12 protein-coding genes are annotated in these 14,999 nt (G+C 63.4%); 5 read left to right on the forward strand and 7 right to left on the reverse strand.

Going from position 1 to position 14,999, the window contains the following annotated elements:
* Nucleotides 1-178: 178 nt before the first annotated feature.
* The 3 genes from AC0L3K_RS00760 to AC0L3K_RS00770 all read right to left on the reverse strand — a co-directional run bounded on the left by AC0L3K_RS00760 (nt 179) and on the right by AC0L3K_RS00770 (nt 3,359).
* Nucleotides 179-1,507: a polyhydroxyalkanoate depolymerase gene (locus tag AC0L3K_RS00760; protein ID WP_007598173.1), complete on the reverse strand. Its 1,329-nt coding sequence runs from the start codon at nt 1,505-1,507 to the stop codon at nt 179-181.
* Between the two features lie 121 nt (nt 1,508-1,628).
* On the reverse strand, nt 1,629-2,447 hold the full coding sequence (locus AC0L3K_RS00765; RefSeq protein ID WP_219679809.1) for an ABC transporter permease: 819 nt from the start codon (nt 2,445-2,447) through the stop codon (nt 1,629-1,631).
* 108 nt (nt 2,448-2,555) lie between these two features.
* Nucleotides 2,556-3,359, reverse strand: a complete 804-nt coding sequence (locus AC0L3K_RS00770; RefSeq protein ID WP_354200228.1) for an ABC transporter ATP-binding protein — start codon at nt 3,357-3,359, stop codon at nt 2,556-2,558.
* A gap of 105 nt (nt 3,360-3,464) precedes the next feature.
* Here AC0L3K_RS00770 and AC0L3K_RS00775 point away from each other — a divergent pair, with 105 nt between their 5' ends.
* A complete protein-coding gene (locus tag AC0L3K_RS00775) occupies nt 3,465-4,775 on the forward strand; it encodes an ActS/PrrB/RegB family redox-sensitive histidine kinase (RefSeq protein ID WP_354200386.1) in 1,311 nt (436 codons plus the stop codon).
* Between the two features lie 103 nt (nt 4,776-4,878).
* Nucleotides 4,879-5,433 carry an ActR/PrrA/RegA family redox response regulator transcription factor gene (locus tag AC0L3K_RS00780; protein ID WP_007598178.1) on the forward strand — a complete coding sequence of 185 codons (555 nt, stop codon included), beginning with the start codon at nt 4,879-4,881 and terminating at the stop codon, nt 5,431-5,433.
* 121 nt (nt 5,434-5,554) lie between these two features.
* Here AC0L3K_RS00780 and AC0L3K_RS00785 read toward each other — a convergent pair whose 3' ends face one another.
* Complete coding sequence (locus tag AC0L3K_RS00785; protein WP_354200229.1) at nt 5,555-6,043, reverse strand: MmcB family DNA repair protein; 489 nt, start codon at nt 6,041-6,043, stop codon at nt 5,555-5,557.
* 241 nt (nt 6,044-6,284) lie between these two features.
* Between AC0L3K_RS00785 and AC0L3K_RS00790 the strand changes: the two genes are divergently transcribed.
* The gene (locus AC0L3K_RS00790; protein WP_473365381.1) at nt 6,285-7,982 is read left to right on the forward strand and encodes an alpha-amylase family protein; all 1,698 of its coding nucleotides are present in this window, start codon (nt 6,285-6,287) and stop codon (nt 7,980-7,982) included.
* A 155-nt stretch (nt 7,983-8,137) separates the two neighbouring features.
* Here AC0L3K_RS00790 and AC0L3K_RS00795 read toward each other — a convergent pair whose 3' ends face one another.
* Nucleotides 8,138-9,736 (reverse strand): alpha-amylase family glycosyl hydrolase, encoded by a 1,599-nt coding sequence (locus tag AC0L3K_RS00795; protein ID WP_219679821.1) that lies wholly within the window; start codon nt 9,734-9,736, stop codon nt 8,138-8,140.
* Nucleotides 9,737-9,908: 172 nt separating this feature from the next.
* Here AC0L3K_RS00795 and AC0L3K_RS00800 point away from each other — a divergent pair, with 172 nt between their 5' ends.
* Nucleotides 9,909-10,589 carry an MBL fold metallo-hydrolase gene (locus AC0L3K_RS00800; protein WP_007598186.1) on the forward strand — a complete coding sequence of 227 codons (681 nt, stop codon included), beginning with the start codon at nt 9,909-9,911 and terminating at the stop codon, nt 10,587-10,589.
* Nucleotides 10,590-10,760: 171 nt separating this feature from the next.
* Here AC0L3K_RS00800 and AC0L3K_RS00805 read toward each other — a convergent pair whose 3' ends face one another.
* Both AC0L3K_RS00805 and AC0L3K_RS00810 read right to left on the reverse strand, forming a co-directional pair.
* On the reverse strand, nt 10,761-11,927 hold the full coding sequence (locus AC0L3K_RS00805) for an extracellular catalytic domain type 1 short-chain-length polyhydroxyalkanoate depolymerase (protein WP_354200231.1): 1,167 nt from the start codon (nt 11,925-11,927) through the stop codon (nt 10,761-10,763).
* A gap of 141 nt (nt 11,928-12,068) precedes the next feature.
* Nucleotides 12,069-13,481 carry an MFS transporter gene (locus AC0L3K_RS00810; RefSeq protein WP_354200232.1) on the reverse strand — a complete coding sequence of 471 codons (1,413 nt, stop codon included), beginning with the start codon at nt 13,479-13,481 and terminating at the stop codon, nt 12,069-12,071.
* 235 nt (nt 13,482-13,716) lie between these two features.
* On the opposite strand from AC0L3K_RS00810, the gene AC0L3K_RS00815 reads away from it, so the two are divergent.
* Nucleotides 13,717-14,952 (forward strand): LLM class flavin-dependent oxidoreductase, encoded by a 1,236-nt coding sequence (locus tag AC0L3K_RS00815; protein ID WP_354200233.1) that lies wholly within the window; start codon nt 13,717-13,719, stop codon nt 14,950-14,952.
* Nucleotides 14,953-14,999: the final 47 nt, after the last annotated feature.

Genomic DNA, 14,999 nt, shown 5'->3' on the forward strand with positions numbered 1-14,999 from the left:
CAGACTGGGGTTGGAACCGGCTTTTTTCGCCCCCGTCAGGCGCATGCGGCACCCCCAAGGGGTGAGGTTGGACTCACTCCTACAAAGCTACCTAAATACCGCGAATCTGGCGGGAACTCGCCCCTGTCGGAGCCTCCGACAGGGCGTCGATTTTCAGCGGGAAAGCCGAAATACGCGATTATTCGGCCGCGAGTGCCTGCAATGAGCTCGGATTCGCCGCCGAGACCATGAAGTCATGGATGCGCGGCACGATTTCCGATTTGAAGCGCGAGCCATTGAACACGCCGTAATGTCCGACGCCCTTCTGGACGTAATGAACGCGGCGGTGATCGGGAATCGAGCTGCACAATGTGTGCGTTGCTTCGGTCTGACCGATGCCGGAGATGTCGTCGTTCTCGCCTTCGACCGTCATCAACGCGACGCGCGTGACCTTGGAGGGATCGACGCGTGTTCCACGATGGGTCATCTCGCCCTTCGGCAGCGAATGCTTCACGAACACGGTGTCGACGGTCTGCAGGTAATACTCGGCGGAGAGATCCATCACCGCGAGATATTCGTCGTAGAAGTCGCGATGCTTGTCGACGAGGTCGCCGTCGCCCTTCACCAGATTGGCGAACAGCTGCTTGTGGGCATCCATATGCCGGTCGAGATTCATGCTGATGAAGCCGTTGAGCTGCAGGAATCCCGGATAGACGTCGCGCATCATGCCCGGATGCGGGAACGGCACCTTGGTGATGACGTGGTTGCGGAACCAGTCGATACCGCGCTCCTGGGCGAGGTTGTTCACCGCGGTCGGATTGCGCCGGGTGTCGATCGGGCCGCCCATCAGCGTCATCGAGGTCGGCACGAAGGGATCACGCAGCGCTTCCATGATCGAAACAGCAGCGACAACGGGAACCGAGGGCTGGCACACCGCCAGCACATGCGTGTTGCCGCCGAGGACATGCAGCATCTCGATGACGTAGTCGATGTAGTCGTCGAGATCGAAACGGCCGTCGCTGAGCGGCACCATGCGGGCATCGGCCCAATCGGTGATGTAGACCTCATGCCCCGGCAGGAAAGCCTCGACCGTACCGCGGAGCAGCGTCGCGTAATGGCCGGACATCGGCGCTACGATCAGCACGCGCGGCTGCGGGCTGCGCAGCGGACGGGTGAACTTGCGATCGAAGTAGAGCAGGCGGCAGAACGGCTTTTCCCAGACCGAGCGGACCTCGACGGGAACGCGGATGCCGTTGACCTCGGTGTCGTTGAGGCCCCATTCCGGCTTGCCGTAACGGCGCGTGGTGCGTTCGAACAATTCGCAGGCCGCGGCAACCGACTTGCCGACCTCGGTGCGTGCCCATGGATTGAGGGGATTCTGAAACAGCAGCTTGGTCGCGTCCGTGATCGCACGCGCCGGATTGAGAGAGGCTTGCCCCATCTCGTACATCCAGTACATCGGCGTCGTCAGGACCGGACTGCCTTCGGCCACCAGGGGTGGCGCGCCGCCAAACTCGCCAATCGGCATCGCTATATTCCTCTTCGCATCGCAGCATACTGCCGAATGCGTAATATTGCGTCAATGCATGGTTCCGTACATTTACGTGGCCCAGTCGCCCAAACCGGGCTGAATCCACGAGAAAGTTACGTTATTCGCCGCCTGACAGCAGCGAGCCCTGCATCCTGGCGCTGCGCAAAAGGGCAAGGAATGCCCCAAAAGATGCAATCAACAGCACCGCATTGATGGCCAACGCGCTCAGCATCAGATCGGTCCTGAAGGTGTTTTCGATCAGCAGCGCGCGCATTCCTTCGAACACGTAGGTCGGCGGCAGCGTCCAGGCAATATACTGCAGCCAGACCGGCAGCACGCTGACGGGATAGTAGACGCAGGCGAGCGGCATGATGCCGAACATCAAGGTCCAGACGATGCTCTCGGCACCGAGACCGTTTCGCAGCACCAGGCCGGAGACGAAGATGCCGACCGACCAGCTCGTGAAGATCAGGTTGCAGAAGAACGCGATCAGCGGCACACCGAGCGCATAAACGTTGAAGTGAAACAGGAACAGCGCAAGCAGCGTCATCGGGATGACGCCGATCGCGAGCCTGATCAGGCTCATGATCATCAGCGACAGCAGAAATTCGATCGGCTTCAACGGGCTCATCATGAGATTGCCGAGGTTGCGCGCCCACATCTCTTCCAGAAACGAGATCGAAAAGCCAAGCTGCCCGCGAAACAGGATGTCCCAGAGGATGACGGCGCCGATCAGGGTGCCGCCGGCACGTGCGAAGAAGTTTGCATTCTGCGCGATATAAAGCTGAAGAAAGCCCCAGGTGATGACCTGCAGCGCCGGCCAGTAGAGCAGCTCGAGCAGCCGCGGCCAGGACGACAGCAGGAGGTACCAATAGCGCAGGATCATCGCGCCGATGCGATGGAGGGAGATGCCGCGGTGGAGGGAGGCCTCACTCATCGCGCACTCCCGTAGCCCGGATGAGCGAAGCGACATCCGGGACCTTGCTGGCGGCGTTCCCGGGTATCGCTTCGCTCACCCGGGCTACGTTCGCAACATACGGCCTTCTCATCGTGCCGCCTCCTGTGCGCCGTTCACCCTTCCGCGCGCGACGTCCAGAAACACCTCTTCCAGCGTGGTGCGGTTGTAGCGCGCCATGATGGCTTCGGGCGTATCGTCGTCCTCGATACGGCCGCGCTTCATGATGATGACGCGGTCGCAGAGCCGCTCGACTTCGAGCATGTTGTGCGAGGCCAGCAAGATGGTGGCGTTGTTCGCCTTGCGATAACGCTCCAGATGACCCCGGACCCAGTCGGCGGTGTCGGGATCCAGCGAGGCGGTCGGCTCGTCCAGCAGCAGCAGCTCGGGCTGGTTGATCAGCGCCTTGGCAAGCGCAACGCGCGTCTTTTGTCCTGCGGAGAGCTTGCCGTTGGCGCGGTCGATGAACTCGGTGAGATCGAGATCGCAGGCCAGCTCAGCGATGCGGTCGGAGAGGTTCTTCACCGCATAGAGCTTGCCGAACACGGTGAGGTTCTGACGCACCGTGAGCCGCATCGGCATGTCGACATAGGGGCTCTCGAAATTCATCCGTCCCAGCACGGAAGCGCTGTCCTCCGGCATCCGATGCCCGAGCACCTGCACGCGGCCGAAGGTCGGCAGCACGAGGCCCATGATCGTCGCGATGGTCGTGGTCTTGCCTGCGCCGTTGCCGCCCAGCAGCCCGGTGATGCTGCCGCGCGGAAGCGAAAAGGAGATGTCGTCGACGGCGCGGGTCTGCTTGTAGACCTTGACGAGGTGATCGACCGCGATGGCCGCGGAGAGGCTGCGATCCGCGACAGTCGGCCAGCTTGAACCCTGGTCATTCTCGGTCATGCTGGGCGTTCTTCTGCTATTGCAGCGGAGAGCGCAAGGCTTGTAATCCGGTGGTTCCGTGAGCCGCGCGCTTGTGATCGAGAAGGCACCGCCCCCTTGGCCGAAATGACCGAACTTGCCGCTTCCGACTTTCGCCCCGCGCAGCGGCATATCCGCCTGGATACGATCCTGCGGCTGCGCTGGCTCGCGGTGCTGGGCCAGCTCGCCGCGATCTTCATCGTGGCGCAGGGGCTGGAATTCAACGTCGAGATCGTCCCCTGCGTCAGCATCATCGCCCTGTCGGCGGCGCTCAATCTGGCACTCCAGACCGTGTCCAATCCGCTGCAGCGGCTGGAGCCGATGCAGGCGGCCGGACTGCTCGCGCTCAACATCGTGGAGCTGGCGGGTCTCCTGTTCTTCACCGGCGGACTCCAGAACCCGTTCTCGTTCCTGTTCCTCGCGCCCGTGCTGATCTCGGCGACCGCGCTGCCGGCCCGCTTCACCTTCGGCCTCGGCGTGCTGGCTGTCGCCTGCGCCTCGGTCCTGTTTTTCTTCCATCTGCCACTGCCTTGGGATTCCGACGATCCGCTGGTGCTGCCGCCGATCTATCTCGTCGGCGTCTGGCTCTCGATCGCGCTCGCGATCGGCGTCACCAGCCTCTACTCGTTCCAGGTCACCGAGGAGGCGCGCAAGCTCGCCGACGCACTGGCCGCGACCGAGCTCGTGCTGACGCGCGAGCAGCATCTGACCCAGCTCGACGGCCTGGCGGCGGCCGCGGCGCACGAGCTCGGCACGCCGCTCGCGACGATCTTCCTGATCTCGCGCGAGCTCGAGAAGACGGTGAAGGAACCGAACTTTGCCGCCGACCTGAAGACCCTGCGCGAGCAGACGCAGCGTTGCCGCGACATATTGAGCAAGATCACCCAGCTCTCCTCCACCGGCGCGCCGTTCGACCGCATGAAACTGTCGGAGCTGATCGAGGAGGTGGTGGCGCCGCACCGCGATTTCGGCGTCGATATCAAGGTGCGCATCGCCGTCGCCATCGTGGCCGAGCCGGTCGGCTCGCGCAATCCGGCGATCCTCTACGGCGTCGGCAACATCGTCGAGAACGCGGTCGATTTTGCCCGCACCACTGTTGAAGTAAATGCGTGGTGGAACAAGGACACGATCGAGCTCGTGATCTCCGATGACGGTCCCGGCATTCCGCCTGACATCCTGAACCGGATCGGCGAGCCCTATTTGTCGCGGCGGCGCAACCAGGACGAAGGCGGCGGCCTCGGGCTCGGCGTGTTCATCGCGCGCACCTTGCTGGAGCGCACCGGCGCCAAGGTCTCGTTTACCAACCGAACCTTTCCCGACCACGGCGCAGTGGTCCAGATCACGTGGCCGAGAGAGCGTTTTGAGGCTATCGAGACCTTCGAAGAAACAATAGGATAGGCCGCGACCTTGCGTCGCACGACGGGGTCGATCGACTATTGGCGCCCTTGGCACCGCCCGATTGCGCCGCCATATGTAGACGCGCTGGAGAGAGGACGACACCTTGAACGCCATCGCCGAACTGAACGAACAGACCGACCGCTCGCTTCTGATCGTGGAGGACGACAAGCCGTTCCTGGAGCGGCTGTCGCGCGCCATGGAAACGCGCGGTTTTGCGGTGACGTCATGCGACACCGTCTCGGACGGCCTGGCGCAGATCGGCAAGGCGGCGCCGGCATTTGCCGTGGTCGATCTCCGGCTCGGTGACGGCAACGGTCTCGACGTGGTCTCGGCGCTGAAGAAGAAGCGCCCCGACGCCCGCGCAATCGTGCTGACCGGCTATGGCAACATCGCCACCGCCGTCACCGCGGTGAAGATGGGCGCGGTCGATTATCTCTCAAAGCCCGCGGACGCCGACGACGTCGTCGCAGCGCTGCTGTCGACCGGCTCGGACAAGTCCGAATTGCCGGCGAACCCGATGTCGGCCGACCGCGTGCGCTGGGAACACATCCAGCGCATCTACGAGATGTGCAACCGCAACGTCTCCGAGACGGCACGGCGCCTCAACATGCACCGGCGCACGCTGCAGCGCATTCTGGCGAAGCGCGCGCCGCGATAACGGTGTCGTAGGGTGGGCAAAGGCGCAAAGCGCCGTGCCCACCGTGCCTGCTTCAATCTTTGACCTGGATGGTGGGCACGCTACGCTTTGCCCACCCTACGACATCCCGCGCGCGGCGCCGCTACTCCCAAAACTCCGCATGCCCCTGCGGATCGACCAGCCGGTTGATCCGCAACGCCGCAGCCATGCCAAATCGCACCGTCATCTGCTTGCGCGTGGCCGCGGCGAGCTTGTGCTCGGGCGCCTCGCACTGCAGGTGCGCACCATAGGCATCCGCGATGATCAGGCCGGTGTCTTGCGGAAAGATCTCGCAAGGCAGGTCCTGCGTGAAGGCGAAGAACAGCCGGTCGCAATGCGCCCGGTATTCGTGCCATTTCTGATCGGCGCGCAAATCCTCCACCGACGATTTGATCTCGACGATCCAGATCTCGCCGCGCTCGTTCAGCGCGACGAGATCGGCGCGCCGCCCCGAGGGCAGCGGCAATTCGCTGATGCAGGTGAAGCCGAGCGAGCGCAGCAACCGCGCCGTGCCGCGCGCGATCGCCAGCGCCCTCTCGGATTGACGGCGGTCGGGTGGTGGCACGAGGGCAATGCGGGCGGGATTGTCCATGGGGAGAGGATAACCGATTCCTCCGTCGTCGTCCTGGCGAAAGCCAGGACCCATTACCCCAAGAGTTCGTTGGTGCACGAGCTGATAACCACCAGTCCTCGTCAAATTTTGGCCTGTGGCAATGGGTCCTGGATCTGCGCTTCGCTTGTCCAGGACGACGGCGGAGTACGGAACCGCTCTCGCTCTTAACACTTATCACGCAGCCGCCGCACCTCGGCGGAACCACCGAGGCTGCGCGCGCATGATCGACGATCTCTGGTACAAGAACGCCATCATCTATTGCCTGTCCGTCGGCACCTATATGGACGCCAACGGCGATGGCATCGGCGATTTCAAGGGCCTGTTGCGCCGGCTCGATTATCTGCACGGCCTCGGCATCACCACGATCTGGCTGATGCCGTTCCAGACCTCGCCCGGCCGCGACGATGGCTACGATGTCGCCGACTACTACAGTGTCGATGCCCGCTACGGCACGCTCGGCGATTTCGTCGAGTTCACCCATGGCTGCAAACAGCGCGGCATTCGCGTCATCATCGATCTCGTCGTCAACCACACCTCCGACCAGCATCCCTGGTTCAAGGCGGCGCGGAGCGACAGGAATTCGCCCTATCGCGACTGGTATGTCTGGTCCGACAAGAAGCCGGCCAACGCCAATCAGGGCATGGTGTTTCCCGGCGTGCAGAAATCGACCTGGACGCGCGACAAGGAAGCCGGCGCCTGGTACTTCCACCGCTTCTACGATTTCCAGCCCGATCTCAACACCTCGAACCCACGTGTGCAGACCGAGATCTTGAAGATCATGGGCTTCTGGATCCAGCTCGGGGTCTCGGGTTTTCGCATGGATGCCGTGCCTTTCGTCATCGCGACCAAAGGCGCCAAGGTGAAGAAACCGGCCGAGCAGTACGACATGCTGCGGACGTTTCGTGAATTCCTGCAATGGCGGCAGGGCGATGCCATCATCCTCGCCGAGGCTAACGTGCTGCCAAAGACGGACATGGAATATTTCGGCCGCGATGCCGACCGCATGCATATGATGTTCAATTTCCAGGTCAACCAGCATCTGTTCTATGCGCTGGCCTCGTCCGATTCCCGCCCGCTGGGGAAAGCGCTGAAGGCGACCAGGCCGCGGCCCGCCTCGGCGCAATGGGGCCTGTTCCTGCGCAATCATGACGAGCTCGATCTCGGGCGATTGACCCCGGCGCAGCGCGACACCGTGTTCAAAAGCTTCGGTCCCGACAAGGACATGCAGCTCTACGACCGCGGCATTCGCCGTCGCCTGGCTCCGATGCTGGGTGGCGACCGCAGGCGGCTCGAGCTCGCCTACAGCTTGATGTGCACGCTGCCGGGGACGCCGGTGATCCGCTATGGCGACGAGATCGCGATGGGCGATGATCTGTCGCTGCCGGAACGCAATTGCGCGCGCACGCCGATGCAATGGTCGACCGAGCCGCATGGCGGCTTCACCACCAGCGACAAGCCGGCCTTGCCCGTCATCGACGAAGGACCGTACGGCTATCCGCACGTCAACGTCGCCAAGCAGCGGCGCGATCCCAACTCGATGCTGAACTGGACCGAGCGCATCGTCCGGATGCGCAAGGAGGTGCCGGAGATCGGCTGGGGCGATTTTTCGATCATCGCGACGCGCGATCCCGCCGTGTTCATCATGCGCTACGACTGGCGCAACAATTCCGTGCTGTTCGTGCATAATCTCGACGAGAAGCCGCGCGAGACTGCGTTCTCGGTGGGGCTGCCGGGCGAGGCCGGCGCGCACCTCATCAATCTGCTCGCGGAGGACCACAGCCACGCCGACGAGCGCGGCCAGCATCGCGTCGTGCTGGAGCCTTATGGGTATCGCTGGTATCGCGTCGGTGGATTGGATTATCTGTTGAAGAGGAGTGATATCGACAAGACGTTGCGGCGTAACAAGCATCCGGGATAGGAGGTGCGACCACACACTCCGTTGTCGTCCTGGCGAAAGCCAGGACCCATTACCCCAATAGGTGATTGTCGTACGAAGTGATAACCACGATCTTCGCCAAACTACTCCTGGGGTAATGGGTCCTGGATCTGCGCTTCGCTTGTCCAGGACGACGGTCAGGGCGGCGTGATGATCACGCCCTCATTGCCGCGCAAATCCAGCACGCCTTCGAGCCGCTCCCCCTCGCGATCCAGGAATGTCGACAGCAGAACCTCGCTGCCGAACTTGATCGCGCTGGTGGTGACCGCGATCGGCTCGGGGCCGAGATTGAGCACCACGATCACCGCCCTGCCCTCGGCCTCGCGGCGATAGACCAGGAGATCGCCTTGGGCCGAGACCGGATGATAGTCGCCCGCGACCAGCGGCGGACACCCCTTTCGCAACGCGATCAGGCGCTTGTAGAGCGTCAGGATCGAACGTGAATCGGCCTCGAGATCGACGACATTGTTGCGGATGTGATCCTCCGGCAGCGGCAGCCATGGCCTGACCTCCGAGAAACCGGCGAAGTTGGACGAATCCCACTGCATCGGCGTGCGGCAGCCGTCGCGGCCGACACCAATGCCGGGCACGTTCTTCTCGAAGGGGTCGCGCACGTCCTCAGGCGCGATCGCGAGCTGATGCATGCCAATCTCGTCGCCGTAATACAGCGTCGGCGTGCCGCGCAGCGTCAGCAGCAGCATGGCGGCGATGCGGGCCTGCTCCGGCCCGACGCGGCTTGCGACGCGTGGGCGATCGTGGTTGCCGAGCACCCAGTTCGGCCAGGCGCCCTTCGGCAGCGCCTTCTCGTAGTCCTCGACGATTTTCTCGATCGAGCGCGCGCTCCAGAAGGTCGAGAGCAGCGCGAAATTGAACGGCATCTGCGCGCCGGTGAGGTCGTTGCCGTAATAGGCCATCAGGCGATGCAGCGGCAGATAGATCTCGCCGATCAGGACGCGGGCATCATAGGCATCCGTGACGCGGCGCATCTCGGCGATGACGTCGTGCACCTCGGGCTGGTCGGTGGAATATTGCGTGAGGATCTTTTCGTTCGGCGGCCGGCTCTCGACATAATGCGGATTGGGCGGGTTGTCGCGGAACTCGGCGTCCTTGATCAGATGCCAGATCACGTCGACACGAAAGCCGTCGACGCCCTTCTCCAGCCAGAACCGCATCACGTCGTAGATCGCGGCGCGGACATCGGGATTGCGCCAGTTGAGATCCGGCTGTTGAGCGAGGAAGGCGTGATAGTAGTATTGACCGGTGGTCTCGTCGAACTGCCACGCGCTGCCGCCGAACTCGGACAGCCAATTGTTCGGCACGCCGCCACCCTCGCCCGGGTCGCGCCAGATGTACCAGTCACGTTTGGGATTGTCCCGTGAGGAACGGCTCTCCACGAACCAGGGATGCTGGTCCGAGGTGTGGTTCGGCACGAGGTCGAGGATCAGCTTGAGGCCGTTGTCATGCGCGGCGGCAAGAAGCGCATCGAAATCCACCATCGTGCCGAACAGAGGCTCGATGCCGGTGTAGTCGGAGATGTCGTAACCGAAATCGGCCATTGGCGAGGGGAAAATCGGCGACAGCCAGATCGCGTCGACGCCGAGCGATTTCACATAGGGCAGCCGCTGCAAAATGCCGGCGAGATCGCCGACACCGTCACTGTTTGAATCCTGAAAGGAGCGCGGGTAGACCTGATAGAAGATGCCGTCGCGCCACCAATTGCTGCCGCCCTGAGTCATGCGGGAAATCCATCCAAAAACTGCTTCTCGCGCGGGAGAACGCGGAAGGAGCGCCCCGGTTCAAAACAGCAGGCGAATTGAGACCGCCGTGTGACGATGTCCGCGGCTGTTCCCGTGCCCCGGGGACAAATCTTTTGCTTGGCGGCATGGCAAAAATCGGCATTGTGACACCATGACAGAGCAAAACGAGACACAAGCCGAGGCAGGCGCGAAAGCGGGCGCGATCATCGTCCCCGTGACGCTGTTCGAGCAGAATTGCACTATCATCTGGGACGAGCCTTCCAAGAAGGCCGTGGTGATCGATCCCGGCGGCGACGTGCCGAAGATCCTCGACGCCATCAAACAGACCGGCGTCACCGTGGAGAAGATCTGGCTGACTCACGGCCATATCGACCATGTCGGCGGCGCGGCTGAACTGCGCGACGCGCTGAAGGTGCCGATCGAGGGCCCGCATGTCGCGGACAAATTCCTGCTCGACAACGTGGTCGAGAGCGGCGCGCGGTTCGGCATGACGGGGGTGCGCAATTTCGAACCGGACCGCTGGCTCGACGAAGGCGACAGCGTGGCGATCGGCGATCTCCAGTTCGAGATCTATCATTGCCCCGGCCACTCGCCCGGCAGCGTGGTGTTCTTCAACAAGGATCTGCGCTTCGCCCATGTCGGCGACGTCCTGTTCGCGGGCTCGGTCGGTCGCACCGATCTGCCCGGCGGCAGTCACGCGACCCTGATCGACTCGATCAAGACCAAGCTGCTGCCGCTTGGCGACGATGTCGGCTTCATCTGCGGCCACGGCGCCGGCTCGAGCATCGGCCAGGAGCGGATGACCAATCCGTTCATCACCGGCGAGATGTAGCTTTTGTTTGAGCATGATCTGTTCGGAAAACCGCTTCACACTTTTCCGGATCATGCTCTATTCCGCGGCGTCTGCGAACGCCGCGGGCTGGTTCAGGTTGCGGTCGCCCCATTCGCGGATCGCAGCGACGACGGGCACAAAACTCTTGCCTTATCGGCGCGACGGCCTGAGTTACTTCATCAATCCCGCGGCCGTGAGCGCGCGCGTGATGATCTGGCCGAGATCGAAGCCGCGGGCCTCCTCGCGCTTCGACTCGGCCGTCTCTTCGGCGACCGCGGCGCGGATCGAGCGTGCCAGATGCGGCGCGGGCGAGCGGGCCGGCGTCGGCTTTGGTTCGGCCTTCTTCGCCGCGTCGGGAATCCAGCCGGTGAGGCCGAAGAATTTGGCGATGTGATAGGACGAGGAGATGCCGGCCTCGATCAGGAACGCGCCTTCCACGCCATAGCGCTGGTCGTTGTCGGCAAGGCCGAGCGGCGTGCCGTGGGCCATGTCGGTGATGGCGTAGGATTCGACGAGAGTCTCGCCGTCCTTGTTCCACCAGGCCTGGCGCGGATAGCCGTCGATGTTGGTTTCTGCCATCGGCGCGTCAGGCAGATCGTGCAGGTCGAGCCATTGCTTGACGATCTCGTTGGCATTGCCGGGATTGACGGTGCGATCGGCGCTGCCGTGCCACACCGAGATCCTGGGCCAGGGCCCGCGATGATTCGAGGCCCGCCGCACCAGATCGCCAAGTTCGCGCGCCGGCCGCTCCGGGGAATGAAACATGCCGTCGAGCGCCTCGCGCAGATTCGTCGCAATGCCGTAGGGAAGTCCCGCGATGACCGCCCCGGCCGCGAAGACTTCAGGGTAGGTCGCGAGCATCACCGATGTCATGCCGCCGCCGGCCGACAGGCCCGTGATGAAGATGCGCTTGGGATCGACGCGATGCGTTTCGATCATGTGCGCGATCATCTCGCGAATCGAGCACGCCTCGCCGCTGTCCCGTGCCGTGTCTTCCGGATTGAACCAGTTGAAGCAGGTGTTGCTGTTGTTGACGCGCTGCTGCTCGGGCATCAACAGCGCGAAGCCGTAGTGCTCGGCGAGCGTCGACCATCCGGCACCGAGATCGTAGCTTGCCGCCGTCTGGCCGCAGCCGTGCAGCACGACGACGAGCGCGCGCGGCTTCTGCAGTTGCGGCGGCACGAACGCGAACAGGCGCAGATTGCCGGGATTGTCACCGAAGCCCGTAACCTCTTGCAACGGACTCGAGGCATCGGCGCTCCGGCCAAACTCGGCGAAGCGCAATCCGTCCAGCTTTGGCAGACGTCTCAAGAGGTCGACATTTCTGGTTAACGACACGGCAGCTCCTGGCAGGCGACGTCCCAACGTCCACCCAAACCAAATAGTTGCTGCAGCGCAAAATAAAAAGACCGTGTGCTGTCAATGACGAGTAAATCGCAGGAAAACCTGCAGAAATCCGCACGTATTAACCGCAATGCCTCAACTTCGTGCAGATACACGGCGCATCCACGCCAGGAATGCGGCGCAGATCATGATTAACGTCACAAACAGCGCGAGCGAGACGAGAAATCCTGCGCGCGCTGATTGCACGGCTTCGACGGCGAAGAACACCGCGCCGATTGCGGCCACTCCGGCCGCATTTCCAATCTGCGCCGTGGTGCCGTAAATGCCGGAGGCAGAACCTGCGGCCACGGGCTTCACCGTCGAGAGCACCGCGCCGGAGAGCGGCGCCATCACCAGCCCCTGACCGTAGCCGAACACGATCATGGTGAGCGCGAGCAGGAGCGCGGACGGCGCATCGACAGAGAACGCGACAAGCGCAAGCGCCGCGAGGCCCGCGATCTGAAGCGCGCAACCTTCGATCAAGACCCTGGTGCCGCGATGGCGCGCCCGTGCGCCGCTATGGCGCGAGGCCACGACGAAAGCGAGCGCGAGCGGAATGAAGGCTATGCCGGCCGCGAGCGGCGGGATTTTCAGCCCTCGCTGCATGAACAGCGTCATGACCAGATAGAACGAGAGATTGGCGAAGAAGAAAAAGAACGCGGCGCCGAGACCGCGCAGGAAAGCGGCGTCCGCCAGCAGGGAGAGATCAATCAGCGGCATGCCGCCGGCGCGTGCCACCGCATGCTCCAGTTTCGGGAACGCCAGGAGGATCACGGCGCCGATCGCCATCACCAGCCACAACCACGGTGCCCAGCCGACATCGTGACCGAGCAGCAGCGGACCGATCATGCACAGCAATCCGGCAAACAGGACGATGCTGCCCGTGATATCCAGCCGCGTGCCGGCGCGGTGCGGCACTGAGGGCATGATGCGCCAAGCCGCCACCGCGATGACGAGACCGCACGGCACATTGACGAAGAACACCGAGCGCCAGCCGGTGCCGGCGAGATCAATCGTGACCAGGAGACCGCCGAGCAGAAAGCCCGCGGCACCCGCGAGCCCCAGCACGATGCCGTAGATGGCGAAGGCGCGGCTGCGCTGTTCATCGGTGAACAGGAGATGCAGCGTTGCCAGCACCTGCGGCACCATCAGCGCGGCGGAGGCACCCTGCGTCAACCGCGCCACGATCAACTCCGCACCGGATCGCGCTAGTCCGCACCACAGCGACGTCAGGGTGAAGCCGAGCAGGCCAGCCAGGAACACGTTCCTGGTGCCGTGAATGTCGCCAAGCCGGCCGCCGGTGACGACCAGCGTGGCATAGGCGATCAGGTAGATCGCGATGACGGATTCGATCTGCGCCGGCGACGCCTTCAACTCGACCGCGATGGTCGGAATGGCGACGTTGACCACGAAGGCATCGACGCCGAACATGAACTGGGCGGCCACGACGATCGCCAGCACCCACCAGCGACGGGACGTATCGACCTGCTTTGTGACGGTTTGGTGCATCGGCGCGCGACCCTTCGGATGTCCTTGCCGATCATCGCAGGCCCAATGCGGCGCCGCGATTACCTCGAAGGTAGGATCCTCGCGCGCTCCGCCTCTCTCCGCGTGCCCGCGAGAGGGAGACGACACATGCATGGCTGCATTCCGCCGTGCGGGACATCGCGCGATTGCGTTCGCTGCCTCCAGCACGTAGCTTCGCGCCACAAACAAACAAAAAATGTAAGCTGGAGAGAACGCCATGGCGCGCCTGAAGTTCGGAGCCTTCCTTGCCCCGCATCATCCGATCGGGGAGCATCCGATGCTCCAGTTCCGGCGCGATCTCGATCTGGTCGAGCAGCTCGATGCACTCGGCTATGACGAGTTCTGGTGCGGCGAGCATCATTCCTCCGGCTGGGAGATGATCGCCTCGCCGGAGATGTTCCTGGCTGCGGCCGGCGAGCGCACCAAGCGGATCAAACTCGGCACCGGCGTGGTGTCGCTGCCCTACCACCATCCCTACAACGTCGCGCAGCGCATGGTGCAGCTCGACCACATGACCGGCGGCCGCGCCATCTTCGGCTCCGGCCCCGGCGCGCTCGCCTCCGACGCGCATACGCTCGGCATCGATCCGATGACGCAGCGCGACCGCCAGGACGAGGCGATCGGCGTGATCCGCCGCCTCTTCAATGGCGAGCGCGTCACCGCGAAGAGCGACTGGTTCACCATGAACGACGCCGCGCTGCAGCTCCTGCCGCTGCAGGAAGAGATGCCGTTTGTGGTGGCCTCGCAGATCTCGCCCTCCGGCATGACGCTCGCCGGCAAATATGGCATCGGCATCATCTCGCTGGGTTCGATGACGACGCAGGGGCTGATGTCGCTGCAGCAGCAATGGCAGTTCGCCGAGGACGCGGCGAAAAAGCACGGCACCAAGGTCGATCGTGCGAACTGGCGCGTGCTGCTGACCTGGCACATCGCCGAGACCCGCGAGCAGGCGCGTCGCGAGGCCGGCGCCGGGCTGATGCGCTGGCACAACGAATATAATGTCGGCACGCTGCAGCGGCCGGGTCTGACGGCGTTCGCCTCACCCGACGAGGCCGTGGACAAGACCGCGTTCGTCGATGGCGCGGCCTCCGTCATCGGCACGCCCGACGATCTCGTCAAGATGATCAAGAACGTGATGCAGGTCTCCAGCGGCGTCGGCGCCGTCATCGGCTTCGTGCACGACTGGGCCAACCCGGAGAACACGCGCCGGAGCTGGGACCTTGTCGCGCGCTATGTCGTGCCCGAGATCAACGGCTACATCGACGGCTTGCGCAAGTCGCAAAAATTCGTGATCGAGAACCGCGCGATCTTCGAGCGTGCGGGACAGGCCGTGATGGCCAAGATCATGGAAAACGAGAAGGCCGCCGAGGCTTTGAAGGTGACCGGCGCGGGCCGCGTTGCGATTCCGGCCGTCAATGCCCCGGATTTGCAGAAGGAAGCGGCGAAGCGGTAAGCGCGGAATCATCGTCACCGAATTGTGCTATGTTGGCCGGGTCCAGC

It is taken from the genome of Bradyrhizobium sp. MI1.10, from assembly GCF_055811035.1.